23 protein-coding genes and 1 tRNA gene are annotated in these 23,892 nt (G+C 68.4%); 3 read left to right on the top strand and 21 right to left on the bottom strand.

Features of this window, described 5'->3' with window-relative positions; translation table 11 throughout:
* Positions 1-1,041 precede the first annotated feature (1,041 nt).
* From CEJ42_RS12365 to CEJ42_RS12355, 3 genes are all read left to right on the top strand, one after another.
* Complete coding sequence (locus tag CEJ42_RS12365) at positions 1,042-2,442, top strand: MFS family transporter (protein ID WP_243397850.1); 1,401 nt, start codon at positions 1,042-1,044, stop codon at positions 2,440-2,442.
* Between the two features lie 185 nt (positions 2,443-2,627).
* Entirely contained in the window at positions 2,628-4,430 is a 1,803-nt protein-coding gene (locus CEJ42_RS12360; protein WP_079218820.1) for a sensor histidine kinase, read from the top strand.
* Positions 4,430-5,761, top strand: a complete 1,332-nt coding sequence (locus CEJ42_RS12355; protein ID WP_088751264.1) for a sigma-54-dependent transcriptional regulator — start codon at positions 4,430-4,432, stop codon at positions 5,759-5,761. The genes CEJ42_RS12360 and CEJ42_RS12355 overlap by 1 nt, the downstream gene beginning before the upstream one ends.
* Positions 5,762-5,845: 84 nt before the next feature.
* Here CEJ42_RS12355 and CEJ42_RS12350 read toward each other — a convergent pair whose 3' ends face one another.
* The 21 genes from CEJ42_RS12350 to CEJ42_RS12250 all read right to left on the bottom strand — a co-directional run bounded on the left by CEJ42_RS12350 (position 5,846) and on the right by CEJ42_RS12250 (position 23,851).
* Entirely contained in the window at positions 5,846-6,604 is a 759-nt protein-coding gene (locus tag CEJ42_RS12350) for a hypothetical protein (protein WP_088751263.1), read from the bottom strand.
* 59 nt (positions 6,605-6,663) lie between these two features.
* Positions 6,664-7,401 carry a 4'-phosphopantetheinyl transferase family protein gene (locus CEJ42_RS12345; RefSeq protein ID WP_088751262.1) on the bottom strand — a complete coding sequence of 246 codons (738 nt, stop codon included), beginning with the start codon at positions 7,399-7,401 and terminating at the stop codon, positions 6,664-6,666.
* A 13-nt stretch (positions 7,402-7,414) separates the two neighbouring features.
* The gene (locus CEJ42_RS12340) at positions 7,415-7,864 is read right to left on the bottom strand and encodes an excinuclease ATPase subunit (RefSeq protein ID WP_088751261.1); all 450 of its coding nucleotides are present in this window, start codon (positions 7,862-7,864) and stop codon (positions 7,415-7,417) included.
* Positions 7,865-7,915: 51 nt separating this feature from the next.
* On the bottom strand, positions 7,916-9,160 hold the full coding sequence (locus CEJ42_RS12335) for a beta-ketoacyl-ACP synthase (protein WP_088751260.1): 1,245 nt from the start codon (positions 9,158-9,160) through the stop codon (positions 7,916-7,918).
* On the bottom strand, positions 9,157-9,894 hold the full coding sequence (gene fabG, locus CEJ42_RS12330; protein WP_088751259.1) for a 3-oxoacyl-ACP reductase FabG: 738 nt from the start codon (positions 9,892-9,894) through the stop codon (positions 9,157-9,159). The genes CEJ42_RS12335 and fabG overlap by 4 nt, the downstream gene beginning before the upstream one ends.
* Complete coding sequence (locus CEJ42_RS12325; protein WP_088751258.1) at positions 9,891-10,361, bottom strand: hotdog family protein; 471 nt, start codon at positions 10,359-10,361, stop codon at positions 9,891-9,893. The genes fabG and CEJ42_RS12325 overlap by 4 nt, the downstream gene beginning before the upstream one ends.
* Positions 10,362-11,558: a beta-ketoacyl-[acyl-carrier-protein] synthase family protein gene (locus tag CEJ42_RS12320; protein WP_088751257.1), complete on the bottom strand. Its 1,197-nt coding sequence runs from the start codon at positions 11,556-11,558 to the stop codon at positions 10,362-10,364.
* A 6-nt stretch (positions 11,559-11,564) separates the two neighbouring features.
* The gene (locus CEJ42_RS12315; protein ID WP_088751256.1) at positions 11,565-12,137 is read right to left on the bottom strand and encodes a DUF3261 domain-containing protein; all 573 of its coding nucleotides are present in this window, start codon (positions 12,135-12,137) and stop codon (positions 11,565-11,567) included.
* Complete coding sequence (locus CEJ42_RS12310; RefSeq protein ID WP_088751255.1) at positions 12,134-14,536, bottom strand: MMPL family transporter; 2,403 nt, start codon at positions 14,534-14,536, stop codon at positions 12,134-12,136. Before CEJ42_RS12310 ends, CEJ42_RS12315 begins: the two co-directional genes overlap by 4 nt.
* On the bottom strand, positions 14,529-15,143 hold the full coding sequence (locus tag CEJ42_RS12305) for an outer membrane lipoprotein carrier protein LolA (RefSeq protein WP_207760418.1): 615 nt from the start codon (positions 15,141-15,143) through the stop codon (positions 14,529-14,531). The genes CEJ42_RS12310 and CEJ42_RS12305 overlap by 8 nt, the downstream gene beginning before the upstream one ends.
* Positions 15,140-15,613 carry an acyl-CoA thioesterase gene (locus tag CEJ42_RS12300; RefSeq protein WP_243397849.1) on the bottom strand — a complete coding sequence of 158 codons (474 nt, stop codon included), beginning with the start codon at positions 15,611-15,613 and terminating at the stop codon, positions 15,140-15,142. The genes CEJ42_RS12305 and CEJ42_RS12300 overlap by 4 nt, the downstream gene beginning before the upstream one ends.
* Positions 15,606-17,168, bottom strand: a complete 1,563-nt coding sequence (locus CEJ42_RS12295) for an HAL/PAL/TAL family ammonia-lyase (RefSeq protein ID WP_088751253.1) — start codon at positions 17,166-17,168, stop codon at positions 15,606-15,608. Before CEJ42_RS12295 ends, CEJ42_RS12300 begins: the two co-directional genes overlap by 8 nt.
* Positions 17,155-18,117 (bottom strand): LpxL/LpxP family acyltransferase, encoded by a 963-nt coding sequence (locus CEJ42_RS12290; protein ID WP_088751252.1) that lies wholly within the window; start codon positions 18,115-18,117, stop codon positions 17,155-17,157. Before CEJ42_RS12290 ends, CEJ42_RS12295 begins: the two co-directional genes overlap by 14 nt.
* Positions 18,117-18,926, bottom strand: coding sequence for a glycosyltransferase family 2 protein (locus CEJ42_RS12285; protein ID WP_088751251.1), 810 nt, complete (start codon positions 18,924-18,926; stop codon positions 18,117-18,119). The genes CEJ42_RS12290 and CEJ42_RS12285 overlap by 1 nt, the downstream gene beginning before the upstream one ends.
* Positions 18,923-20,704, bottom strand: a complete 1,782-nt coding sequence (locus tag CEJ42_RS12280; RefSeq protein WP_088751250.1) for an ApeI family dehydratase — start codon at positions 20,702-20,704, stop codon at positions 18,923-18,925. Before CEJ42_RS12280 ends, CEJ42_RS12285 begins: the two co-directional genes overlap by 4 nt.
* Positions 20,697-21,254 (bottom strand): COG4648 family protein, encoded by a 558-nt coding sequence (locus CEJ42_RS12275; protein ID WP_088751249.1) that lies wholly within the window; start codon positions 21,252-21,254, stop codon positions 20,697-20,699. The genes CEJ42_RS12280 and CEJ42_RS12275 overlap by 8 nt, the downstream gene beginning before the upstream one ends.
* A 4-nt stretch (positions 21,255-21,258) precedes the next feature.
* Positions 21,259-21,537, bottom strand: a complete 279-nt coding sequence (locus tag CEJ42_RS12270) for an acyl carrier protein (RefSeq protein WP_088751440.1) — start codon at positions 21,535-21,537, stop codon at positions 21,259-21,261.
* A gap of 85 nt (positions 21,538-21,622) precedes the next feature.
* The gene (locus CEJ42_RS12265) at positions 21,623-21,880 is read right to left on the bottom strand and encodes a phosphopantetheine-binding protein (protein WP_088751248.1); all 258 of its coding nucleotides are present in this window, start codon (positions 21,878-21,880) and stop codon (positions 21,623-21,625) included.
* Positions 21,881-21,883: 3 nt separating this feature from the next.
* On the bottom strand, positions 21,884-22,672 hold the full coding sequence (locus tag CEJ42_RS12260; RefSeq protein WP_088751247.1) for a lysophospholipid acyltransferase family protein: 789 nt from the start codon (positions 22,670-22,672) through the stop codon (positions 21,884-21,886).
* Positions 22,665-23,447 (bottom strand): beta-ketoacyl synthase chain length factor, encoded by a 783-nt coding sequence (locus CEJ42_RS12255; protein WP_088751246.1) that lies wholly within the window; start codon positions 23,445-23,447, stop codon positions 22,665-22,667. The genes CEJ42_RS12260 and CEJ42_RS12255 overlap by 8 nt, the downstream gene beginning before the upstream one ends.
* Before the next feature lie 319 nt (positions 23,448-23,766).
* Positions 23,767-23,851 (bottom strand) — tRNA-Leu (locus CEJ42_RS12250).
* Positions 23,852-23,892: the final 41 nt, after the last annotated feature.

The following is a 23,892-nucleotide window of genomic DNA, read 5'->3' as shown; positions in this document are numbered from 1 at the left end:
TCTGGCGCTTGCGATGTCGAGCGCCTGCGATCACGGCGCCGGAACGCTGCCTGAGAATTGAAGGGCATCAGGCCAGCCTCGTGCAATGGCGCCATCCCCCACCGCCGTCGTCCCCGCGAAGGCGGGGACCCAGTGGCGTTAGTCGCTCCCGTCGATAGCAGTGATGTCCGTTCCTCTGCTCGATAACCGTGATGTGCAGCAAACGACACTGGGTCCTGACTTTCGTCAGGACGACGGGAATGGGAGTCGGGTGAGGGAACGCCGGAACACGCATTCGGGCGCCTGCCATCATTCGCACGCGTGCGATTTTGGGCGCTTGCCATGCGTTCGCACGCATGTGATTTCGCGCGCTTGCCATGCATTCTGGCGCTTGCGATGTCGAGCACCTGCGATCACGGCGCCGGAAAACCGCCTGAGAATTGAAAGGCACCATGCCAGCCTCGCGCAATGGCGCTATCCCCCCACCTCCGTCGTCCCCGCGAAGGCGGGGACCCAGTGACGTTCGTTGCCCCCATCGATAACGGTGACGTCTGCCACTCTGGTCGATAACCGTGATGTGCAGCAAACGTCACTGGGTCCCGACTTTCGTCAGGACGACGGGAATGGGCGGCAGAGGAGGGAGCGCCGAAATACGCATTCGGCCGCTTCCGGCAATCGAGCCAATGGCTGGATTCCCGCAAATGCCGCTGCGCAGCATTCCGGGAATCCGCGCAAATGCCGCATGGCGCGTCAGCGCGATTTAAATAAATTCATTTAAAAACAAAGACTTAAATTAATTCTCCGAGTAGCCCCGCACTGGCACAAAGCCTGCAATACCTCCCGCATAAGTAAAGCAAACGGAGGCAGACACGATGCAGGCAAGCATCCCGCACGCGCATTTGCGTCGCGCCCAGCCGATTGCCCTTATCCGTTCCAAACCGTCCATACGATGTTTTCCCGTTGCAGGCAAACGGCCGTTCGAGCCGGCGCGTGCGCGGGGATGACAGGACACCAAGGCCGCCGAATCTGAGAGGGAGGATGCGGCCATTACAGGAGATATCCATGAGCAGCACATCGCAACTGAGCCAGCAAGCAGGCACGCAGGCGGCCAAGAAACTGAGTCCGGCCGAATACCGCAAGCGCATCTTCGCCATCCTCGGCGCCTCGTCCGGCAACCTGGTCGAGTGGTTCGACTTCTACGTCTATTCCTTCTGCGCGATTTACTTCGCACCGGCCTTCTTCCCCAAGGGCGACCCGACCACCCAGCTGCTCAACACCGCCGGCGTGTTCGCCGCAGGTTTCCTGATGCGCCCGATCGGCGGCTGGCTGTTCGGCCGCATCGCCGACAAGCACGGCCGCAAGACGTCCATGCTGATCTCGGTGCTGATGATGTGCGGCGGCTCGCTGGCCGTCGCCATGCTGCCGACCTACGCCACCATCGGCGCCTGGGCGCCGGCGCTGCTGCTGCTGGCGCGCCTGTTCCAGGGCCTGTCGGTGGGCGGCGAATACGGCACCTCGGCCACCTACATGAGCGAGGTCGCACCGCAGGGGCGTCGCGGCTTCTTCGCGTCCTTCCAGTACGTCACGCTGATCGGCGGGCAACTGCTGGCGGTGCTGGTGCTGTTCGGCATGCAGCAGTGGCTGACCAAGGCCGAGCTGATGGACTGGGGATGGCGCGTGCCCTTCGTGCTGGGCGCGGTCGGCGCGCTGGTGGCGATGTATCTGCGCAGCTCGCTGGCCGAGACCGCCTCCGAAGGCAGCCGCAAGAAGAAGGAAGCCGGCACCCTGAAGGGCTTGCTGAAGCACAAGCGCGCCTTCATCAACGTGGTCGGCTTCACCGCCGGTGGCTCGCTGATGTTCTACACCTTCACCACCTACATGCAGAAGTACCTGGTCAACACCGCCGGCATGGACCCCAAGGTCGCCAACGGCGTGATGACCGGCGCGCTGTTCGTCTACATGATCCTGCAGCCGATCTTCGGCGCCATCTCGGACAAGATCGGCCGCCGCAACTCGATGCTGTGCTTCGCCTTCCTCGGCATGATCTGCACCTTCCCGATCCTGCACCTGCTGAAGGACGTGACCAGCCCCTACGCCGCCTTCGGCCTGGCGATCCTGGCGCTGACCATCGTCAGCTTCTACACCTCGATCGGCGGCCTGATCAAGGCCGAGATGTTCCCCGCTGAAGTGCGCGCGCTGGGCGTGGGCCTGTCGTATGCGGTCGGCAACGCCATCTTCGGCGGTTCGGCCGAGTTCGTGGCGCTGTCGCTGAAGTCGGCCGGCATGGAGTCGAGCTTCTACTGGTACGTGACCGCGCTGTGCCTGGTGGCGCTGATCGTCACCCTGCGCATGCCCGATCCGCAGCGCGACGGCCATCTGCATGAGGATGTCGACATGGAAGACGAGCCCGACACCTCCGGCGCGCAAGCCGCCAAGCAACACGAGCAGCACAAGCCTGCATAAGTTCGCATACGCCGGCCTGATCCGGCGCGCGGGGCCGCCCGGCCTCGCGCTATCATTACGGTCTGGACGCGCGGCGCCTTGCGGGGCGCCGCGTCGTATCCGGGCCTGTTTTTTGTTCCATTTTCTGCCCGGTTTTCCGTCCCGTCGTTCCCGATTCACCCCTTGCCTCGCCGCCACCGGTCCGCATGAGAGCCAGAAGAAACCTGCTGCTGTTCGCCGTCTTCGTCGCCGCCACGCTGCTGGTGTGCGGGCTCACGTACCGGCTCGCGCTGAACAAGGCGCGCGCCGACCAGAAAAGCATGGGCGCGGCCCAGCTGCAGATCGCCGCGCTCGACCTGGAGTCCATCTTGCAGAAGTTCGAGGCGCTGCCGTTCGCGCTGGGCTTCCAGTCCGACGTGCGCCAGGTGCTGCAGCATCCGGAGGACGAGCTGGCCGTGGACCGGCTGAACCGCGCCTTCAAGACCATCCAGCAGCAATCGCGCGCGGTGCACATCTTCATGATCAATCCGGCCGGGTTGACGCTGGCGTCCAGCAACTGGGACGACGAGTTCAGCTTCGTCGGCCGCGACTTCGGTTTCCGGCCGTATTTCCGCGAAGCGGTGCTGGGCCGGGCGGGGCGCTTCTACGGCATCGGCAACGTCTCCAGCGAACCGGGCTACTTCATCGCCCAGCCGATCTACCGCCGCCAGGACCAGGCCGACGGCGACGTGCCGATCGGCGTGATGGTGGTCAAGGTCGACCTCGCCGAGTTCGAGCACACCTGGCGCAGCAGCGACGACCCGATCACGCTGACCGACGCCGGCGGCGTGGTCTTCCTCAGCAACCGTCCCGAGTGGAAGTATCACAGCCTGGGCCCGCTGGCGGGCAATGTGCAGCAGGAGCTGGCCGGCACCCACCAGTACGCCGATCTGCCGATCACGCCGGTGTCGGCCTTGCCGGCTGCGTTGCAGCGCGGCTTCGGCGAGCACGTGTCGCGCCCGGTCGGGCGGCTGGGCTGGCAGCTGATGCTGTTCCCGTCGCAGGCGCGCATGGTGCGCTCGGCCACGCTGTCGGCGCTGGCGGCGGCGCTGGCCATGGCGGCGCTGGCGATTTCCCTGCTGGCCTGGTACCAGCACCGCCGCCGCGTGCAGGAGCGCCTGGAGTCGCGCGATGCGCTGCGCCGCGCTGCCGAGGAGCTGGACCACCGGATCGCCCAGCGCACCGGCGAGCTGACCGCGGCCAACCAGGCCATCGCGGTCAAGTACGAAAAGCTGCAGCAGACCGAGACGCTGTTGCGCACCACCCAGAACGAACTGGTGCAGGCCGGCAAGCTGGCCATGCTGGGCCAGATGGCCGCCGGCGTCACGCATGAGCTGAACCAGCCGCTGGCCGCGATCCGGGCCTTTGCCGACAACTCGGTGAAGTTCCTGGCGCGCGGCCAGACCGCGCAGGTGGCCGAGAACCTGGAGCACATCAGCGGCGCCAGCGCCAACATGGGCAAGATCATCGCGCAGTTGAAGGGCTTCGCGCGCAAGAGCGGCGAGCTGGTGTCGGCGGTCGACCTGCGCCAGACCATCGAGGCCGCGGCGCTGCTGCTGGGCAGCGAATTCCAGAACCACCGCGTGGAGATCGCCATCGACGTGCGCCAGGCGGCGCAGGTGACCGGCGACGCGGTGCGCACCGAGCAGGTGCTGATCAACCTGCTGCGCAACGCGCTGGATGCGGTCGAGGAAGAGCCGGTCAAGCGCGTGCGGGTGGTGCTGGACGTCGAGGACGGCCAGGCCGTGGTGCGCATCCGCGACTCCGGCGCCGGCATCCCGGACGAAGTGGCGCCGCACCTGTTCGAACCCTTTTTCACCACCAAGTCCTCGAGCAAGGGGCTGGGACTGGGGCTGGCGATTTCCTCGTCCATCGTGCAGGCGATGAACGGCCAGCTCACCGCACATAACCATGAAGAGGGCGGCGCCGAATTCATCGTGCGCCTGCCCCTGCTGAAGACGGAGACATGATGGAACACAACGGCGGCGCCATGCGCGCCATCCTGATAGAAGACGAGCAGGCGGTGCGCCGCGCCACCGCGCAGGCGCTGGAACTGGGCGGCTTCGAGGTGTCCGCCTGCGCCAGCGCGGAGGAAGCCTTGCCGCTGCTCCTGCGCGAGTTCGCCGGCGTGGTGGTGACCGATGTGCGCCTGCCAGGCATGTCCGGGCTGGAGGTGCTGGAGCACGCGGTGGCGGTGGACGCCGGACTGCCGGTGATCGTGGTCACCGGCCACGGCGACGTCGGCATGGCGGTCGACGCCATGCGCGCCGGCGCCTATGATTTCGTGGAAAAGCCGTTCAGCTCCGATCGCCTGCTGGAGATCGCCCTGCGCGCCCAGGAGAAGCGCAGCCTGGTGCTGGAGAACCGCCGGCTGCGCGAGGCCTGGACCAGTCATCCCGAGCTGCCGCCGCTGGTGGGGCAGTCGCCGGCCATCGAACGCGTGCGTACGCTCATCCACAGCCTGGGACCGGCCAACGTCGACGTGCTGATCAACGGCCAGACCGGCACCGGCAAGGAGGTGGTGGCGCGCCAGCTGCACGCCGCCAGCGGCCGCAAGGGCGCGTTCGTGGCGCTGAACTGCGGGGCGCTGCCGGAGACCGTGTTCGAGAGCGAGATCTTCGGCCATGAGGCTGGCGCTTTCACCGGCGCGCAGAAGCGCCGCATCGGCAAGCTGGAATACGCGCATGGCGGCACGCTGTTCCTCGATGAGATCGAGAGCATGCCGCTGGCCATGCAGGTCAAGCTGCTGCGCGTGCTGCAGGAGCGCAGGCTGGAGCGCCTGGGAGGCAACGAGTCGATCGCCGTCGACTGCCGCGTGATCGCCGCCAGCAAGGCCGACCTGCTGAAGATGAGCGCCGACGGCCAGTTCCGCGAGGACCTGTACTACCGCATCGGCGTGGTCGCCATCGACCTGCCGGCGCTGGTCCAGCGCAGCGAGGACATCCCCTTGCTGCTGGCGCATTTCTGCCAGGCGGCGTCGCTGCGATACCGGCGCGAGGTGCCGCCCTGGAGCGCGGCCCAGATGCAGCAATGGCGCCAACGCGAGTGGCCCGGCAACGTGCGCGAGCTGCGCAACTTCGCCGACCGCTGGGTGCTGGGCGTGGAACAGATCGCCGCGCTGCCGGCGGCGGCAGGCGGCCTCACGCCCTTGCCGCAACAGGTGGAAAGCTTCGAGGCCGGGCTGATCGCCGCGGCCCTGAAGGAGAGCGACGGCAGCGTGGCGCTGGCGGCCGACCGGCTGGGCATTCCCAAGAAGACGCTGTACGACAAGATCAGGAAGTACGGACTGGGCGCCGCCTGAATCCGCGCCAATGAAAAAGCCCGCTGCGAAAACAGCGGGCTTTTTGTTTTTCGCGGGGACGGCGCCGGTCCCCTGGCCTGCGGGTCAGTCCAGTTCCGGACGCAGCGTGTCCTGGAACTGCTCGGTCTGGAAGCCGCGCACGACGCAGCCCACGCGCGTGCCGGGGAAGGCCGGGTCGCGCGAGGCTTCGATCACCAGCGTGCGCTCGCCCAGGATATTGGGCTGGGCGCGGTAGTGGTCGAAGCGCGACGTGCGGTGCCAGCCGCCGCGGTCGAAGATCTCCATGCGGGTATAGGTGCCGCTGACTTCCTTGCTCACGCGCTTGAAGTTGGGAATGGCCGCGCCAAGCACGGAAGCCACCTGGTCGGCGCCGGCCGGGGTGGTGAAGCCCCAGGCCATCTTTTGCAGCGTGCCGTTGATTTCGGTGCTTTCCTCGTAGTAGCCCGACAGCATCAGGCCATAGACCTTGGCCGCCGCCATCGGCGCGACCGCGGTGCGGCCCGGCGTCTTGCGGTCAGGCACGTCGATGGAGGCGACCTCGCCCTTGACCGTCACCGGGAAGACCGGCTTCAGGTCGGGCGCGAATTGCTTCACCGTGGCGCCCAGGCTGGCGTCGCAGGCGGCCAGCGCCTTGACCACGTTTTCCAGCGGCGCGCGCTGGTCGAGGACCGCATTGGTCTGCGGCTTGCCGCGCGCTTCGTTGCGCAGCGCGAGCTGCTGCGTCTTGAGCTCGAGGCGTTGCTGCTTGATCTGCAGCTTGGCCATGCGCTCTTCCGGCGTGGCGCAGGCGGTGGCGAGCAGGACTGTGGAGGCTGCGAGCAGCCAGGTGCGTGGTGTGGACATCGATTCCCCCGTGGTGTGATTTTTGTGGCCCTTGCGGGCAGAGCGATTTTGCCCCGGCTTCAGGACAAATTCAACAAGCGGGCGCAGTCCAGGCGCTCGCTGGCATGGGTGCGCGGCCGCGCGCCGCTGCACAGGCAGAGATGGTAGCCGTCGCCGGCCTCGTGGCGCAGGAAGGCGTCCGGCGCGCCAAGCGCCAGGTCCTCGCCGCCTTCTCCGCAGCTGATTTCCGGAAAACCCTGCATGTCGCGCATTCCGGCGTTGTGGCGAAATTTGTAGAGCGCCTCCTTGGCGCACCAGAGCCGGTAGAAGGCCTCCTCGTGTCCTGCTTGTCCGGTCGCCTCTTGCCCGGCCAGCCATGCCGACTCCCTGGGCGAGAACGCCAGGCCGGCCAGCGCGCGCAGGTCGCGCTGCGGCGCCGGGGCCTCGATGTCCACCCCCAGCGGGAACACTTCGCCGACGGCGCAGGCCAGCCAGCCGCGGCTGTGCGAGATGCTGAAGCCGGGCAGCGCCACGCCGTTGGCGGGGCGTCCTTTCACTTCCACGTGGGGAGAGGCACCGGGACGTTCGGTCACGGCGATATCGGCCATGCGGCAATCGAGCGACTGCACCAGCGCATGGCGCAGCAGCAGCCTGCCCAGCAGGAATTCGCGCGCGCGCTGCGGCTTCAGGAAGCGCTGCAGGCGCGCGCGCTCGCCGTCGGAAAGCGCGGCGGCGAACTCGGGCGCGATGGCCGGGATGGCAGCGGAAGCAGCGAGGAAATCACGACCGTCCACGATCCAGACGAAGGTGGCGGGCATGCGCCGGCAGTCCTTACTTGTCGCCGATCTTGACGATGTCGCCCTTCAGGGCGACGCCGGCCAGGGTGGCGCCGGCATGGCATTCGAACTGGGTGGCGCTGGCCATCTCGTTCTTCTTGTAGTAGCTCACGATGTTGACCACGGCATTGCCGCCCAGCTCCTTGGCTTTCTTGTGCAGCTGCACCAGCGCCGACAGGAACACCCACTTGCAGGCTTCTTCATCGGACTTGCCCACGGCGTTGGTCTTCTGGTTGGTGACGTCGGTGAGCAGCTTGGCGGCGACGGCCGGATGCGGCTGGCCGGCGAAGTAGAACTTGACCGAGCCGTCCAGGATGCCGTCCTTGTCCTTCATGGCGCTGGCTTCTTCGATCGACAGCAGGTGCTTGGTGTCGCGCGCCTGCGCCGACAGCGAGCAGAGGGTGAGCACGGCGGCGGCGATCAGGGGCAGGGAGAGTTTTTTCATTGTCGTTTCCTTATTGTTGGTGAGTCGGCAATTCGCGTGCGCGGCGGCGGCTCAGCTCCAGCGCCTGAAGATCAGCGAGGTGTTGATCCCGCCGAACGCGAAGTTGTTCGACATCACGTATTCGCAATCTATCCCGCGTCCCTGGCCGGTGATGTAGTCGAGCTCGCCGCATTCCGGATCCGCCTGATGCAGGTTGATGGTGGGCGAGAACCAGCCGTGACGCATCATTTCGATGGTCAGCCAGGCTTCCAGCGCGCCGCAGGCGCCCAGCGTGTGGCCCATGTAGCTCTTGAGCGAGCTGATGGGCGTGCGTGCGCCGAACACGCGCGCCGTGGCGGTGGTTTCGGCCACGTCGCCCTGGCGCGTGCCGGTGCCGTGGGCGTTGATGTAGCCGATGGCGTCGGCCGGCAGGCCGGCATCGTCCAGCGCCATCTCGATGGCGACCTGCATGGTGGCGGCGTTGGGATTGGTGACGTGGGAGCCGTCGCTGTTGGTGCCGAAGCCGACCACCTCGGCGTAGATGCGCGCGCCGCGCGCCTGCGCGTGTTCCAGGTCTTCCAGGATCAGGCTGCCGGCGCCCTCGCCCAGGACCAGGCCGTCGCGATCCTTGTCAAAGGGGCTGGGCGTGGCCTGCGGCGTGTCGTTGCGCACGCTGGTGGCGTACAGCGTGTCGAACACGGCCGCTTCGGTGGCGCACAGTTCTTCCGAGCCGCCGGCCACCATCGCGCTCTGGCGGCCGCTGCGGATGGCTTCGAAGGCGTAGCCTATGCCCTGGCTGCCCGAGGTGCAGGCGCTGGAGGTGGTGATGATGCGGCCGGTGATGCCGAAGAACACGCCCATGTTCACCGGCGCGGTATGCGCCATCATCTTCAGGTAGGTGTTGGCGTTGATGTCGCGGGTGTTCTTCTCGGCGAACATCATGGCGAAGTCGGCGATCGCGTTGGGCGTGCCGGCCGACGATCCGTACGAGATGCCGAGGCGGCCGCTGCGCAGCAGCGGATCGTCCAGCAGGCCGGCGTCGGCCAGCGCCCATTCGCTGGCGCGGGTGGCCATCAGCGCCACGCGGCCCATGCTGCGGGTGGTCTTGCGGTTGTACTTGTCGGACAGGGAGAACTCAGCCGCCGGCGCGCCCAGGCGCGTGTGCAGGCCGACGTATTCGTCCCAGCCGGGCATGCGCTGCACGGCGTTGCGCAAGCTCTTCAGGTGGGCCAGCGCGCTGTCCCAGTCGTTGCCGATGGGGCTGATGCCGGCCATGCCGGTGACCGCCACGCGGCGCGGCGTGTGCTGTCTGCTCATGCCAGGCCTCCGTTGACGGAGATCACCTGGCGCGTGATGTAGGCGGCGTCGGGCGCCATCAGGAAGGCCACCGCGGCGGCCACTTCCTCCGGCTTGCCGGCGCGGCGGGCGGGGATCAGTTTCATGATTTCTTCCAGCGGCGCGTCCTGCGCCATGTCGGTGTCGATCAGGCCGGGCGCCACGCAGTTGACGGTGATGTCGCGCTTGGCCAGCTCCAGCGCCAGCGCCTTGGTGGCGCCGATCACGCCGGCCTTGGCCGCGCTGTAGTTGACCTGGCCGCGGTTGCCGATCAGGCCCGAGACCGATGCCAGGGTCACGATGCGGCCCGGCGCGCGCCGGCGCACCATCGGCATCACCAGCGGATTGAGCACGTTGTAGAAGCCGTCGAGGTTGGTGCGCAGCACGCTGTCCCAGTCCTCGCCAGGCATGGCCGGGAAGGCGTTGTCGCGGGTGATGCCGGCGTTGCAGACCACGCCGTAGTAGCAGCCGTGTTCTTCCACGTCCTGCAGCAGCGCCTGCGCGGCCTGCTCGCGCTGCGCGATGTCGAACTGCAGCACGCGGGCGCGGCGTCCCAGCGCTTCGATCTCGCGCGCGGCCTCGTCGGCGGCCTCGCGTCGCTGGTGGCAATGCAGGACGATGTCGTAACCGTCGCGCGCCAGCCGCAGCGCGATGGCCCGGCCTATGCCCCGGCTCGAGCCGGTGACGAAAATGGTGTGATCCCCCGGTGTTGTCATGCCATGCCTTCTTGATATTGTGTTGCGTCGTGCGGCTGGAACACCGACACGGTGGCTTGCGCCAGTTCTTGTTGGGTGGAGAGATCGCTGATGGCGCACTCGAAGGAGCCCAGCCCGTTCTCGGCCTGCAGCAGCAGCTTCACGTCCACCTTGAGCCGGCTTCCGGTGGCGAACTCAGGCACCGCGCATGCGTAGCGGCGCGAGCCCAGCAGGAACCCGATCTTCACCGTCTCGCCGCGCAGCAGCGCGTGATAGCCGGCCCAGGCGGCGATGGCCTGCGCCATGTATTCGATGCCGACCCAGGCGCCCACGCCGGCGCCGTCGTGGAACAGGCTGCCGGGCCGGATCTCGACTTCGGCCTCCAGCGCCTCTTCGGACACGGCGTTCACGCGGTCGATCAGGATCATCGGCGCCGCATGCGGCAGCAGCTGTTCGATGGGCGGGATGGCAACGGTCTGCGGCGCCATTCAGTCCTCCACCCGCGAAAACACCAGCGCCACGTTGCTGCCGCCGAACGCGAACGAGTTCGACAGCACATGGCGCGGCGGGCGGCCCAGCCCGCGGCCGACGGCCACCGTGTCCAGCGCCGGCAGCAGCGGATCGGCCGCGCCGTCCCACAGATGCGGCGGCAGCAGGCCGTCGCCGTTGTCGTCCTGCATGGCCAGCCAGCACAGCCCGGCCTCGATGGCGCTGGCCGCGCCCAGCGCATGGCCGGTGAACGGTTTGGTCGAGCTGAGCGCCACGCCGGCGCCGAACAGGGCGTCGATCGCCCGGGCTTCCATGGCGTCGTTCTGCTGCGTGGCGGTGCCGTGCAGGTTGATGTAGTCGATCTGGCCGGGCTCCAGGGCGGCGCGCTGCAGCGCCTGGCCGATCGCCAGGCTGGCGCCCCGGCCCTCGGGATCGGGCGCCGAGATGTGATGGGCGTCGGACGACTCGCCCCAGCCCGAGAGCGCCACGCGCGACGGCTCACGGCTCATCAGGAACAGCGCCGCGCCTTCGCCGATGTTGATGCCGTTGCGGTTGGCCGAGAGCGGATTGCAGCGCTGCGCGCTGACCGACTCCAGCGCCGAGAAACCGGCCACGGTGAAATCGCACAGGCTGTCGGCGCCGCCGCAGATGACCGCGTCGCACAGGCCCATGTTGATCAGTCGCGCGGCGCTGGCCATGGCCTTGCCGCTGGAGGAGCACGCGCTGGAATGCACGTAGGCCGGGCCGGTCGTGCCCAGCGTCGCCGCCACCGCGGCGGCCGGCGACCCCAGCTCCTGCTGGCCGTAGTGGAAGCCGGGCGGGAATGCGCCTTCGGTCACCTGCCGGCGGAAGGCCTGCTCGCCCTCGGCAATGCCGGAGGTGCTGGTGCCCAGCACCACGCCGATGCGGTGCGCGCCGAAGCGGGCGATGGCGGCGTCGGCCTGGGTGCGGATCTGTTCCAGCGCGGCCAGTGCGAGAAGATTGTTGCGGCTGCGCTCGCGCAGCGGCAGGTGCCCACCCTCGGGCAGGCGCGCGTCTGCGGCCACCGCGCCCAGGCACAACGCCTGGCCGGCGGCATTGGTCCGCTGCGGATCGGGACGCACGCCGCTGTCGCCGGCGAACAGGCGCGCGCGGATGCTCTCGTGCGTGCTGCCGAGCGGGCAGATCATTCCCAGGGCGTTCAGATAGATGGTCATGCGGTGTTATTCAGAGGTGACGACCGACTGGATGGTCAGTTTGTACCGGTAGCGCAAATTGGTCAGGATCACCTTGCCGCCCCATGCCTTGCGGTCGGGGTAGTCGATCACGGCGACCGTTTCACCGTCGAGCAGGAGGGTACGTTGCCCGTCGGTTTCGCGCAACTCCCAGCCGGCGGGAAGCGCCTGCCGGATAGCCTGCGCGGGCCACAGCGTCAGTTGTACGTCTTGCAACACGTCGTCGCCCTGGACCTGTCGCGGCAGCATCGCGTGGCGCCACACCTGCAGCTCGCGGCCGTCGTAGTGCAGCGTCATGACGCGCTGGCCGAAGGCCAGGCCGACCAGGTCGAGGTGCTGCGCATCGATTTCCAGCGCGGTGTCGAGCTGGTCGGTACGGCCTTCGCGTTCCACCGTCAGGTGCTGCTGCAGGCTGATGCTCTGGCCCAGCGCGGCCGGCGCCAGGCGCAGTTGCAGGCGCGCCGCAGGGCGCGCCGCAGGGCGCGCGTCGGGCGGCGTCGGCGAGGCGCAGGCGGCCAGCACGGCGGCGGCCAGCGCAATGAGGAGGCGGCGGGCGCTCATGCGGGATCCTTGTCGGCGGCGTTGCCGGGGTGGGTGAAGCAGGGCGCCAGCAGCCACACCAGCAGCATGCCGCACAGCATGGTCAGGCCGAAGGCGTGCAGCGGCGGGCTGCCGCTCAGCGCCAGCAGGCCGAACGAGAGCAGCGCGCTGAGCGCTGACAGGCCCACCGTCAGCCAGGCGTAGCGGCGTTCGCGGCGCGCCGGCTCCAGCAGGAAGATGCCGTAGTCCACGCCCAGGCCCAGCACCAGCAGCCCGGCCAGCACGTGGAACAGCTGCAGCGGCTGGCCCAGCCAGCCGAACAGCCCCAGCGTGATAAAGCTGGCCGCCAGCGGCGGCGCCAGCGCGCGCCAGGCGCGGCGGCGGTAGCGCAGCGACAGCAGCGCGAAGATCGCCGCATAGGCCGCCAGCAGCGCCCAGCCCATGTATTGCCGGTAGTACTTCAGGACCGCCGAGATTTCGCCCACCTTGTCCACCCATTGCACGCCCGGCACATCGCCGGCCAGCGCGGCCAGCCGGTCCAGCGCGCGATAGTCGGCCAGGCCGCGCAGGGCGACGATGCTGGCGTAGCCGTCGCCGCTCTTGCCCAGCCACAGGTGGCGCGAGGCTTCGCCGGCCGGCGAGGCCAGGAAGGCGTCCGGCGCCAGCGGCTGCGCTTTGTCCAGCATGCGCTGGCGCATGGCGCGCGCCCAGTCGGGGCGCTCGTCGATGGCGCGCGCCACCAGGGCGAGCGCATCCGGCCGGCCGTCGCGCTCTTGCAGCAGCGCGCGTTGCAGCAGCTGCAGGTTGTCCTGTTGCAGGCGCTGCGAGGGCGCCCAGTTGGACACCGCCTGCACGCCGCTGATCACATGTTGATCCACCAGCGGCTGCAGCTTCTGCTTCAGTTGTTCTTCTTTCTGCAGCACCGCTTCGGCCGAGTCGGCGCGCACCAGGTAGAACTGCACCGGCGCGGCCATGTCGAGCAGCTTGCCGATCCTGATCTGGTCGTCCAGCAGCGCCTGCGGCGTCTTTTGCAGCGCGCGGATGTCGTCGCTGGCCTGCAGGCGCACGATGCCGGCCGCGCTCAGGCCGATCACGGCCGCCGCGGCCGGCAGCATCAGGTGCCAGGCATGGCCGCCGAGAAAATCGGGCCAGCCGTCGATGCCGCGACCGAAGGCCTGGGCGGCGCCGGTGGCGCGCAGGCTGTCCGGGCCGACCAGTTGCGGGAACCAGCAGGCCACCGTGATCCAGGCGAACACCAGGCCCAGCGCCGAGAACACCGCCATCTGCTGCAGCCCTGGGAAGGGCGTGGCGGCCATGCCGAGGTAGCCGATCGCGGCTGCCAGCAGCATCAACGCCAGGCCGGGCAACAGCTGGCGGAACAGCCGCGGCGAAGAGACCTCCGTGGGCGTGCCCAGGCGCGCGCACAGGAAGTAGATGCCGTAGTCCTGGGCGATGCCGATCAGGCTGGCGCCGAACACCAGGGTCAGCAGGTGCACATGGCCGAACAGCAGCATGCTGGCCGACAGCGCGCCCAGGCAGCCGACCGCGATCGAGGCGGCGATGTAGAGGATGGGTTTGAGCGAGCGGAAGGTGAGCCACATCAGCAGCAGGATGCCGGCCAGCGAGCCGGCGCCGATGGTGGCCATCTCGCCGCTGGCCTGCTCGCCGGCGGCGGCGGCGTGCAGCACTACGCCGCCGGTGACGACCTCGGCCGAAGGCACTTGCGCCAGCGCCGCCTGCTTCGCCTGCGCCAGCAGCGGGACGACCTGCCGCTGCGCCTGCAGCGAGAAGGCCGGCGCTTTCAGCTCCAGCAGCAGCAGCGCATAAGACTTGCCGTCGCGCTCGACGAACAGGCGGCCGTCGCGCGGACGCACCGGCGTCTCGCGCGCGCGCTCCTGCACCCAGCCGGCGAAGAGGCCGAAAGGATCGTCCTGCCAGGCGCCCAGCCTGGGTCCGCCGAAGGCGCCGTACATGCCGGCCAGGGCCTGCTGGCTCCACTGCTCGGCCGACCCCGCGGCAAGCTGCCGGCGCTGGTCGTCGGTCAACAGCCGCGAGCGGCTGTTGCCGAACACGCCCAGCCATTGTTCCTGCAGTTGCGCGGCGTCGTCGGCCATCGGCGCCAGCAGCGCGGCTTGCGGCCGCAGCGTGGCCAGGTAGGCGTCGGCGGCGCGGGCGGCCTGTTCCCAGTCGCGGTCGCCGACCAGCACCACCACCTTTTGCTGGGCCGAGTCGACCATGTGCGAGAAGGCCTGCTGCAGCACCGCGTCGTTGCGCGACGACGGCAGCAAGGCCAGGATGTCGGTGTCGGGGCTGGCGCGCTGGCCCAGCCACAGCCAGGCGTTGTGCGCGGCCAGCAGCAGCACCGCCAGCAGCCACAGCGCGGCCAGCCGACGTTGGAGGGATCCGTTCTGCTTACTCAAACATCGCCCCTTCTTCCGGCGTCAGCGCCGCCTCGCCGGTCTTGATGGCGGAAAAGCCGATGTCGGTGCGGTCGCCGCCGGCTTCCTTCATCACCACGCGCTCGACGTAGGCGCCGCCGTCCAGCGTGATGTCGCCGACGGCCTTGGCCAGCGCCGGCTGGCGCGCCTTGAGCGCGACCTGCCAGGCGCCGTCGCGGATCGTGCCGTCGAGCTCGAACAGGGTGTCGAGCTGGCTCAGGTCGCCGGCCAGCAGCGAGAACAGCACGCTGTTGATCATCTTCACCACCGGCTCCTGCTGCGCGTCGAGCTTCATGGCCACGCGCCCGTTCTGCATCTGGACGATGGCGTCGCGCGTGATGCGCAGGGTGTTGGGGAAGGGCTGCAGCGTCTGCCACAGGATGCCGCGTCCCTTGAGCACGCAGAAGCGGCCGTTGGACTGCAGCGGCTTCTTGATGCCGGCCAGCTGCTTGGTCTGGTCGAAGCGGCCGCACATCACGGCCGGCTTGGCCAGCGCGGCCTGGATCTGCTGCACCGGGGCGGCGGCCTGCGCCGGCAAGGCGGCCGCGGCCAGCAGCAGGGAAATGGCGAAGGGTTTGAGGGAAATCATGGGGCGGGGGGAGTCAGTCCTAGCTTGCGCCACAGCACCGGCGGCGACACGAAGCACATCTCGCGGTTGGAAATCTGCACCGCCACCTGCATGGTGGAGGCGCGCGTGAGCCGGGCGCCGCTGGCGGCGTCGCTGACCTGGTAGTCGATCTTCAGGCGGTTCTCCCATTCGACGATGGCCGCCGTCACCCGGATGCGCTGGCCGAAGGTGGCCGGCGCCGCATAGCGCAGGTGCAGGTCGATGACGGGCCAGGCGTAGCCGGACTCCTTCATCGCCGGGTAGTTGTAGCCGATGCTGTCGAGCAGGGCGCAGCGCGCCGTCTCCATGTATTCGACATAGCGGCCGTGCCAGACGATTTCCATCGGATCGAGGTCGTAGAACTGGATCTGCAGCTCGACCTCGGCCGTCCACGGCGAATTGGCCAGCGTCAGCTTGCCGGGCGGCATCGCCGTTGCGGGTGCGTCATTCATAGAGCGTCCAGGCCTGGTTGCGGATACGTTGGAGCAGCAGGCGCAGGTCGGGTTCCAGCATGCGGTCTTCATCCACCACGGCGATGTCCTGCGCCAGCGCTTCCTGCATCGCTGCCAGGCGGCCGCCCGGCAGGTCGCCCAGCGGCGTGTCGCCGGCCTGCTGCGCGCGCGAGCGCAGCCACACGCCCTGGCGCACCGTGATCAGCAGCGCCGCGGCCACCTGTTCGGTCAGTTCCAGCACGCGCAGGCAGTCGCGCGCGGCGATGGTGCCCATGCTGACCTTGTCCTGGTTGTGGCATTCGGTCGAGCGCGAGAACACCGAGGCCGGCATGGTCAGCTTGAGCGCCTCCGCGGTCCAGGCCGAGGCGCTGATCTGCAGCGCCTTCAGGCCATGGTTGATCGAGGCGCGCGGTCCGCTGGCGCCCGACAGGTTGGACGGCAGGCCGTTGTTGTAGCGGTTGTCCACCATCAGCGCCATCTGGCGGTCCAGCAGGTCGGCGATGTTGGCCACGGCAGTCTTCATGCTGTCCATGGCGAAGGCGATATGGCCGCCGTAGAAGTGGCCGCCGTGCAGCACGCGCTCGCCGTCCGGGTCGATCAGGGGATTGTCGTTGGCGCTGTTGAGCTCGTTTTCGATATAGCTGCGCAGCCACGGCAGGGCGTCGCCCAGCACGCCGATCACGTGCGGCGCGCAGCGCACCGAGTAGCGGTCCTGCAGGCGCTTTTCGTTGCGATGCGGCTGGCCGCAGGGCAGGTCCGACTGCAGCCAGGCGGCGATCTGCTGCTGGCCCGGATGCGGCTTGGCCGAGAACAGCGTGGCGTCGAAATGGTGGGCGTTGCCGTCCAGCGTGAAGCTGGCCATGGCGGTGATGCGCGTGGCCAGGCGGCACAGGTACTGGGCGCGGTCGTAGGCCAGGCAGGCCAGCGCGGTCATGACGGCGGTGCCGTTCATGATCGCCAGGCCTTCCTTGGGACGCAGGCGCAGCGGCGTCATGCCGGCGTCGGCCAGCGCCTGCGCGGCCGGGACCTGTTGCCCGTCGCGCCAGACTTCGCGCTCGCCGCACAGCACGGCGGCCAGGTAGGACAGCGGCGTCAGGTCGCCGCTGGCGCCCACCGAGCCTTCGCTGGGGATCAGCGGCAGCAGGTCGTGCTGCAGCAGCGCCTCGATCTGTCTGAGTAGCGCCACGCTCACGCCGGAGAATCCTTGCGTGAGCGAGTTCAGCCGCGCGGCCAGGATGGCGCGCGTCTGCTCCGGCGAGAACAGCGCGCCCAGGCCGCAGCCGTGGTAGGTGTAGAGGTGGTGCGGCAGCTCGGCCACCAGCTCGGGCGGCACGGTGACGGTGCAGGAGTCGCCGTAGCCGGTGGTGACGCCGTAGACGGTGCCGTCCTCGCGCAGCAGGCGGTCGAGGAAGTCGGCGCCGCGGCGGATGCGGTCGAGGAAGGGGGCTTGGCCGGAGAGTTCGGCGCGGCCCTTGCGCTGCGACAGCGCGACCACGTCTTCGATGGTCAGCGCGCGCGCGCCAAAAATGATGTTGCCGGTATCAGTGTGGGACATGTTGGTCGTCGATGGCGGAGTCCGCCCAGAAATCGTAGAAGTTGAACCACTGGAAAGGCGACTGCAGGCAATGGAATTCGAGCCGGGCGGCATAGTCGGCCGCCAGCTCGTCCAGGCGTTGCGCGCGCTGTTTGCGCGGCAACTCGACCAGGTCGCGGAAATGTTCGAAGCTCAGCTGCGCGCCCTCGGGCGTGCGTCGCGAAAACATCAGGTAGACCGGGCAGCCCAGCAGCGCGGCCAGCACATACGGCCCGACCGGGAAGGGGGCGGCGCGGCCCATGAAGCGGGCGTGCGCCACGCGCGGATTGGGCGAGACCGGCACGCGGTCGCCGGCGATCACCACGAATTCGCCCTGCGCCACCTTGTCGGCCAGCATCATGGCGGTGGCGGGCGACATCTCGGTGACCTGCATCAGGTTCAGCTGGCTGCGCGGATCGAGCTGGGCCAGCATGCGGTTGAAGGCCTGGGCGTGGCGGGTGTGGACCAGCACGGTCAGTTTCAGGTCGGCGTGTCCGCGGCCGATGACGCGGCACAACTCCAGGTTGCCCAGGTGGGTGCAGATGATGAGGCCGCCGCGACCCTGCGCGACGGCGTCGCTGATCTGCTGCTGGCCCGACAGCGCCACGCTCGCAGTAGGAAACAGCCCGCCCCACAGCAGCATCTTGTCCAGCAGGCTCTCGCCGAAGGCGGCGAAATGGAGGAACACGCCGCCGATGCCCGCGGGCAGGCGCAGCGCCGGACGGTACGCCGCCACCTGCGCAAGATAGGCGCGCGAGGCCTGTCGCGCGCGGCCGTTGGCGGCGATGTACCAGCACAGCACGGGATAGAGCATCAGCCGGAACGGCAGCCGGCCGAACAGCCGATAGACCGCAAACAGCAGGCGCATGCCGGCCACGAAGCTGACCTCGTTGATCTGCGCCCAGTGGCGCGACTGCTCCGGCGCGGCCATCAGGCACCTCCCGCCGAGGGCCGCAGCAAGCGGCCCAGCCGGCGCGACAACAGCAGCGGCGAGCGCAGCAGCATGCCGAAGAACAGGCGGGCATGCATGCGCGAGATCAGCACGTTGTCCAGCCAGACCTTGAAATGCGAGACGCCGTCGGCCGGATAGCGCACCCGCGTGGCCATGTTGCGCACGCGCAGGCCGCGCCAGTGCAGCCGCACCAGGATCTCGGTGTCGAAATCCATGCGCCGGCCGATGTGGGCGCTGTCCATCAGCCGCAGGGTCGGCGCCAGCGGATAGATGCGAAAGCCGCACATGGAGTCGCGGATCTCCAGCGACAGGGTATTGATCCAGACCCAGACGTGGGTCAGGTAGCGCGCGTAGAGCCGGCCCTTGGGCACGCTCTCGTCGTAGACCGGCTGGCCGTTGATCACCGTCTGCGGCGCGGCTTGCGAGGCGGCGATGAAGCGCGGGATGTCGGCCGCCTCATGCTGGCCGTCGGCGTCGATCTGCAGCGCGTGGGTGTAGCCGGCGGCGGCGGCGTGGCGCAGTCCCGTCATCACGGCGCCGCCCTTGCCCTGGTTGCGCGCGTGCACCAGCAGCGTCACCCGTTGCGGGCGGGCCGCGGCGATCTCGCGCAGCGCCTGCGCGCAGGCTGCGCTGCAGCCGTCGTCGACCAGCACGCAAGGCAGGCCGTGCGCCAGCACGGCCTCGGCCACCGCGCCAATCGCGTGCTCGTGGTTGTAGACCGGGATCACCACCACGGCCGCGTAGGCGGCGTCGTGCGCGACATTGGAACGGGAGACGACCGCGTTCATTGCGGCCCCAGCAGGAAGCGGCCGCTGGCATGCTGGCCGGAGCCGGAATGCAGGCGGAAGGACAGCGCGGCCTTGGCGGCGTCGTATTGCAGCTCCAGCGTCACGGTCGCGCCGGGCGTGATCACGCGCTGGAACTTCAGCGCGGCCACGCCGAGAAAGCGCGGCGGCAGCGCGAAGCAGCGGCGTCCCAGCGCCAGCGCCCAGTCGGTCTGCACCACGCCGGGCAGGATGGGCGCGCCGGGGAAGTGGCCTTCGAAGTAGAGCAGGTTCTCAGGCACCCGCAGCGACAGCCTGGCCTCTTCGCCGGTGTGCAGCAGTTCGGTGACTTCCGGCATGGTCGGCCGCTGTGGTGATGGCGAGGGCGGGGAGGGCGGCTCCAGCAGCGCGGCCAGCGCCGCCACGGTGATCTTGCCCTGCGCGTTCACCGGCATGGCGTCGAGATAGCGCCACAGGCGCGGCAGCGCGATGCCTTCCACGGCGCCGGCCAGCAGCGCGCGCAGCGCGGCGTTGAGGGCGGGTTTGCCGTGGCGTGCGAGCAATGCATGGCCTGCCGCGGTCGGCACGGCGAAGGCGGCGATGAACGCGCGGCCGCGCTTGCCTTCGTGGACCAGCACGCGCGCCTCGGCCACCAGCGGACCGGCCGCCAGCAGGCGCTCGATCTGGTCCAGCGAGATGCGCTTTTCTTCCAGCTTGACGATGCGGTCGGCGCGGCCGCGCAGGATGAAGCCGTCTTCGTTCATCTCGGCGCGGTCGGCCATGGTGAACCAGGCGTCGTCGGGCAGGTGCGGGGAGCGTACTTCAAGCGCGCCTTCGGCATCGGTGCGCACGTGCACCGCGGGCATGGTTTGCCAGCTTTCGCTGCGCAGCCCGGGCTCGTGGTGCGGCTGGCGCCAGGCGATGCCGCCGGTCTCCGAGCTGCCGTAGATTTCCAGCGGGCGATGGCCGAACAACTGCCAGGTCTGGCGCGAGGCTTCGGCCGGCAGCGGCCCGCCGGAAGAAAATACCGCCCGCAGCTGCGCGGCGTCGGGCCGCGTGGGTTGCTCGGGGAAACGTTTCAGGTGCGCCGGACTGGACAGCAGCGCCCACGGGCGCGGCGGCACGATGCGCTTGAGGTCTTCCGGGAAGAAGGCGCTCTGCGCATGCACCGCGCGTCCGGCCGCGATCGGCCACAGCACCTTGAACAGCAGCCCGTAGATATGCTGGTGCGACACGGTGGCGACGATCTCGGCCCGGCCCAGGGTCGGGCCGAACAGCGCCTCCAGCGTCGCCACTTCGCTGGCCATCTGCGACAGCGTCTTGGGGATGGCCTGCGCCCGGCCGGTGCTGCCGGAGGTGTAGACGACCAGTCCCGTGAAGGCGGCCGACAGCGGCGGCCAGGCGGCGCCATCGTCGCTGCCGTCGTCACCTGCTGCGGGGAGCGGGTTTTCGCCTGCGCCAAGCGGTCGCCATTGCGGCTCGAAGTCGCCGATGAAGCCGTCGACCTCGGCCTGCAGCGCGCGACAGGTGTCTGGCAGCGCGTCGCTGGGCAGGTAGACCGTCTTGCCGGCCAGCCAGGCGCCGAACAGCGCGGCGGCAAAGCGCAGCGTGTCGGTGTCGAACAGCGCGAAGCGGGTGCCGGCGGCGGCCGCCAGCCGGCGTCGCCAGCCCAGGATATCGGCGCGAAACTGCGCATTGGCATAGGGCGCACCGTCGCGCCAGCCGGTCACGTGATCTGGCGGAAAATCCTGGAAGGGCAGTAGCAGCAGGTCCGGCGCTGCTGCGCCGCGGACCTCACGCATGGTGCTGGCGCCGCACGTACAGGCGCACCAGGTATTCGCCGGCGAACAGCACGCCCATGGCGACATAGGAAACCACGCCGGTGTACATCGACCACACCGCAGGCGAGGCCCACATGGCCGTGGCGAAGGCGATGCTGCCGTTGACGGCGAAGAACACGCACCACACCTGGGTGACGCGCCGGGTATAGGCGACGGCGAAGGGCGGCAGGTCGGGATCGGTCAGGCGCGCCATGCGCTCGATGATGGAAGGCGGCCGGAACAGGCTATAGCCGAACAGGGCCAGCATGCCGGCGCTGATAGCGACCGGGTAGAGCTTGAGCGGCAGCAGCGAATTCCACAGCAGCGCAGGCGCGGCCAGCGCCAGCGCGGCCACGCCCATCCAGCGGAAGTTGCGCGACAGGCGCGAGGCCAGCAGGCGCGCGGCGGCGATGGCCACCAGCAGCAGCGCCAGCAGGCGCGGCTCGACCTTGCCGTGGGCGCTCCACACCAGCAGCGGGTAGAGCAGGATCAGCAGCGTGCCGAACAGACTCGGCAGCCCGGGGCGTTTCATGCGATCAGCCGCGCTGGTCGGCGCCCATCAGGGCGGCCAGCACATCGACCACGTCCTGCACGGTGCGCACGGTGCGAAACACATCCGGCTGGATGCGCTTGCCGGTCATCTGGTTGAGCTTGACCACGATGTCGACGGCGTCGATGCTGTCGATGTCGAGGTCCGTATAGAGGTTGGACTGGGGTGTGATCGCAGCCTTGTCGAGCTCGAACATCTCATGCAGCATGTCGACGATCCAGGAGTAGATCTCGTCCTTGTTCATGGTGGGGGCCAAAGTGGTCATCATGAGCCTCTCTTGTGTTTCTTTCGTTTCTCTTGTTGCTGCTTAATACCGTTTATTGCGACAGTTTATTGCGGCTTGTTACGGCTTATTGCCTGTGGCCGGCGACCAGCGCCGCCAGCGCCCGTACCGAGGCGAAGTGCTTTCGGGTCTCTTCCGAATTGGCCGACAGCGTGATGCCGTAGCGCTTCTGCAGCGCCACGCCCAGCTCCAGCGCGTCGATCGAATCCAGTCCGAGGCCTTCGCCGAAAAGCGGCGCCGCGCTGTCGATGTCGTCCGCGGCGATGTCTTCCAGTTCCAGGATCTCGATGATCAGTTCCTTGATTTCTTGTTCCAGCGTTTGCATCGCCTAGCTTTCTTTCATGAAGTACTGTTGCAGATAGGTGGTCAGCTGCCGCGCGGCCAGCGTCGGGTTGTCGGCGCACGCCGGGACGTCGGCGCCGATGGCGTGGCCGACCTGGATGTCCTGCCCGATCTGGATGCGGAAGTGCGCGGCCGTCTCCGGCACGTCCCACCATTTTTCGCCCTTGCCCAGCGTGCCCGGCGTGCAGCGGATATGCACCGGCGTGATGGGACAGTCGCCGCGCACGGCGACGTTGGCCGCGCCGCGCTTGAAGGCCATGTTGCCGTCGGCCGGGGTGCGCGTGCCTTCCGGGAAGATGATCAGGTTGCCGCCGCCGCGGATCGAGGCGATGCAGTCGTCGATCAGGTCCGGGCCCTGTTCGTTGCTGATGTAGCCGGCCGCGCGGATCGGGCCGCGCGTGAAGGGATTGCGCCACAGGGCATTCTTGACGATGCAGTCGGCGTGGCGCACGAAGGCCATCAGCAGCACAGTGTCGATCAGCGTGGGATGGTTGGCCAGGATCAGCAGGCCCTTGCGGTCCAGGCGCTCCAGGCCGGTGATTTCGTAGCGGATCACGCCCAGCGCCCGCATCATCTCGACAAAACCGCGAAAGGCCAGGCGGATCACGCGGCGCGCCAGCAGCACGCGGCGCTCGCGGTCGCGCACGGCCAGGTCGAGCAGCGGGAACACCACCAACCGCAGCGCCAGCCCGCCCAGGCCGAAGACGGCGAAGGACAGGCCGGTGGCCGCCACGCGCCAGTAGCGGTTGAGGCGCTTGGCCGCTTGTTCAAACATGGCGCATCCAGTGCCAGCGGCGGCCGTCGGCGCGGCGTACCAGGCTGCGGGCCGACGCATCGAGGAAAAACCGCAACACGTCGATGCCGCCGGGAGCCGTCTCGTCCGCGGCCTTGGCCGTGGCATTGGTCTCGGCGGAGGCGTCGTCCGCGCTCCATTGCAGCGACATGCCCGCCAGCGGCGCGTTCTCGTCGGCGGCCTGCATCAGCCAGGCCCAGCCGAAGGCTTGTTCGCGGCAATCGGCGAACTGCGCGAATACTTCGGGCAGCGGGCCGTCTGCGGCCACCAGCAGCACGCGCGGCGCGCCGTCGGCCAGCAGCGAGCAGGCCTCGATCACCGCATGCTCGATGGTGCTGCGGCCGGCGGCGACGGCGATGCCGTTGCCGCGCGCGCGGCGGGCGATGGAGAACAGGCCGGCATTGGCGTTGTGGACCGACAGGCTGAACGAGGCCGGCGACAGCGGCGCGCCGGCGGCCAGTTCCTGCAGCAGCTCGACCGAACGCGCGCACTCGCCGTGGCGGGATGCGAAGACTATCGGGATGTCGTCAGCGGCATCGTCGGCCGGCAGGACGGCGTAGGCGTTTTCCAGGGCGAGCTTTCCGGCCGGGCTGGCGCGCCGGCGCAGCATGGGCGGCATGGCCTTGACCGCCGGTTCCCCCGAACCGGCCGCCCGCAGATCGCCATTGATCCATTGCTGCCAGGCTTCTGCGGAATCGACTCCCGGAACCCATGCTGCATGCGATGCAACAGAAAAACTGACATCCCCAAAAAGCATATCGTCGAAAAGCCGTGAGGCTTTTGTCCTGGCTGTAATTTATTGGCCGGATCCTATCCCTTCCATCCGGCGGCCATCGTTGCGGCAGCCTCGTTGCGGAAGGAACCCCCAGCCTGTTCTTTTTGTTGATGTACAGACCGGATCCGGTGGCGTAAAAGTTAAATTTTGTAAGCGGGAATGGTACGACAAAACCCTTGAATAAACACGAATTTACACGGAAAACTCAGACCAAAAAAAAGGCAGGAACGAGATTATCGTACCCACCTGATTTCTGTTGTCCGCGCGAGACGTTTTGACCTACTGCGCTTATCAAATTCGCTGGTGCCGGGAGCCGGAATCGAACCGGCACGCCTTGCGGCGCGGGATTTTGAGTCCCGTGCGTCTACCTATTCCGCCATCCCGGCAACGCAAGCCGAATATTATGACCGATTTCAGGGATGCGAGC

It is taken from the genome of Herbaspirillum robiniae, assembly GCF_002213415.1.
In the GTDB taxonomy this organism is placed as follows: Bacteria; Pseudomonadota; Gammaproteobacteria; order Burkholderiales; family Burkholderiaceae_D; genus Herbaspirillum; species Herbaspirillum robiniae.
Note: the sequence above shows the minus strand (reverse complement) of the source record. Positions and strands in the feature narration are given on the sequence as shown.

Coding starts and splice junctions, on each gene's coding strand:
- CEJ42_RS12255 (WP_088751246.1), bottom strand. CDS start 23,447: ATGCTTTTTGGGGATGTCAGTTTTTCTGTTGCATCGCATGCAGCATGG.
- CEJ42_RS12350 (WP_088751263.1), bottom strand. CDS start 6,604: ATGTCCACACCACGCACCTGGCTGCTCGCAGCCTCCACAGTCCTGCTC.
- CEJ42_RS12320 (WP_088751257.1), bottom strand. CDS start 11,558: ATGACCATCTATCTGAACGCCCTGGGAATGATCTGCCCGCTCGGCAGC.
- CEJ42_RS12270 (WP_088751440.1), bottom strand. CDS start 21,537: ATGACCACTTTGGCCCCCACCATGAACAAGGACGAGATCTACTCCTGG.
- CEJ42_RS12360 (WP_079218820.1), top strand. CDS start 2,628: ATGAGAGCCAGAAGAAACCTGCTGCTGTTCGCCGTCTTCGTCGCCGCC.
- CEJ42_RS12365 (WP_243397850.1), top strand. CDS start 1,042: ATGAGCAGCACATCGCAACTGAGCCAGCAAGCAGGCACGCAGGCGGCC.
- CEJ42_RS12285 (WP_088751251.1), bottom strand. CDS start 18,926: ATGAACGCGGTCGTCTCCCGTTCCAATGTCGCGCACGACGCCGCCTAC.
- CEJ42_RS12265 (WP_088751248.1), bottom strand. CDS start 21,880: ATGCAAACGCTGGAACAAGAAATCAAGGAACTGATCATCGAGATCCTG.
- CEJ42_RS12305 (WP_207760418.1), bottom strand. CDS start 15,143: ATGATTTCCCTCAAACCCTTCGCCATTTCCCTGCTGCTGGCCGCGGCC.
- CEJ42_RS12345 (WP_088751262.1), bottom strand. CDS start 7,401: ATGCCCGCCACCTTCGTCTGGATCGTGGACGGTCGTGATTTCCTCGCT.
- CEJ42_RS12260 (WP_088751247.1), bottom strand. CDS start 22,672: ATGTTTGAACAAGCGGCCAAGCGCCTCAACCGCTACTGGCGCGTGGCG.
- CEJ42_RS12315 (WP_088751256.1), bottom strand. CDS start 12,137: ATGAGCGCCCGCCGCCTCCTCATTGCGCTGGCCGCCGCCGTGCTGGCC.
- CEJ42_RS12355 (WP_088751264.1), top strand. CDS start 4,430: ATGGAACACAACGGCGGCGCCATGCGCGCCATCCTGATAGAAGACGAG.
- CEJ42_RS12325 (WP_088751258.1), bottom strand. CDS start 10,361: ATGGCGCCGCAGACCGTTGCCATCCCGCCCATCGAACAGCTGCTGCCG.
- CEJ42_RS12275 (WP_088751249.1), bottom strand. CDS start 21,254: ATGAAACGCCCCGGGCTGCCGAGTCTGTTCGGCACGCTGCTGATCCTG.
- CEJ42_RS12340 (WP_088751261.1), bottom strand. CDS start 7,864: ATGAAAAAACTCTCCCTGCCCCTGATCGCCGCCGCCGTGCTCACCCTC.
- CEJ42_RS12300 (WP_243397849.1), bottom strand. CDS start 15,613: ATGAATGACGCACCCGCAACGGCGATGCCGCCCGGCAAGCTGACGCTG.
- CEJ42_RS12295 (WP_088751253.1), bottom strand. CDS start 17,168: ATGTCCCACACTGATACCGGCAACATCATTTTTGGCGCGCGCGCGCTG.
- CEJ42_RS12290 (WP_088751252.1), bottom strand. CDS start 18,117: ATGGCCGCGCCGGAGCAGTCGCGCCACTGGGCGCAGATCAACGAGGTC.
- CEJ42_RS12280 (WP_088751250.1), bottom strand. CDS start 20,704: ATGCGTGAGGTCCGCGGCGCAGCAGCGCCGGACCTGCTGCTACTGCCC.
- fabG (WP_088751259.1), bottom strand. CDS start 9,894: ATGACAACACCGGGGGATCACACCATTTTCGTCACCGGCTCGAGCCGG.
- CEJ42_RS12335 (WP_088751260.1), bottom strand. CDS start 9,160: ATGAGCAGACAGCACACGCCGCGCCGCGTGGCGGTCACCGGCATGGCC.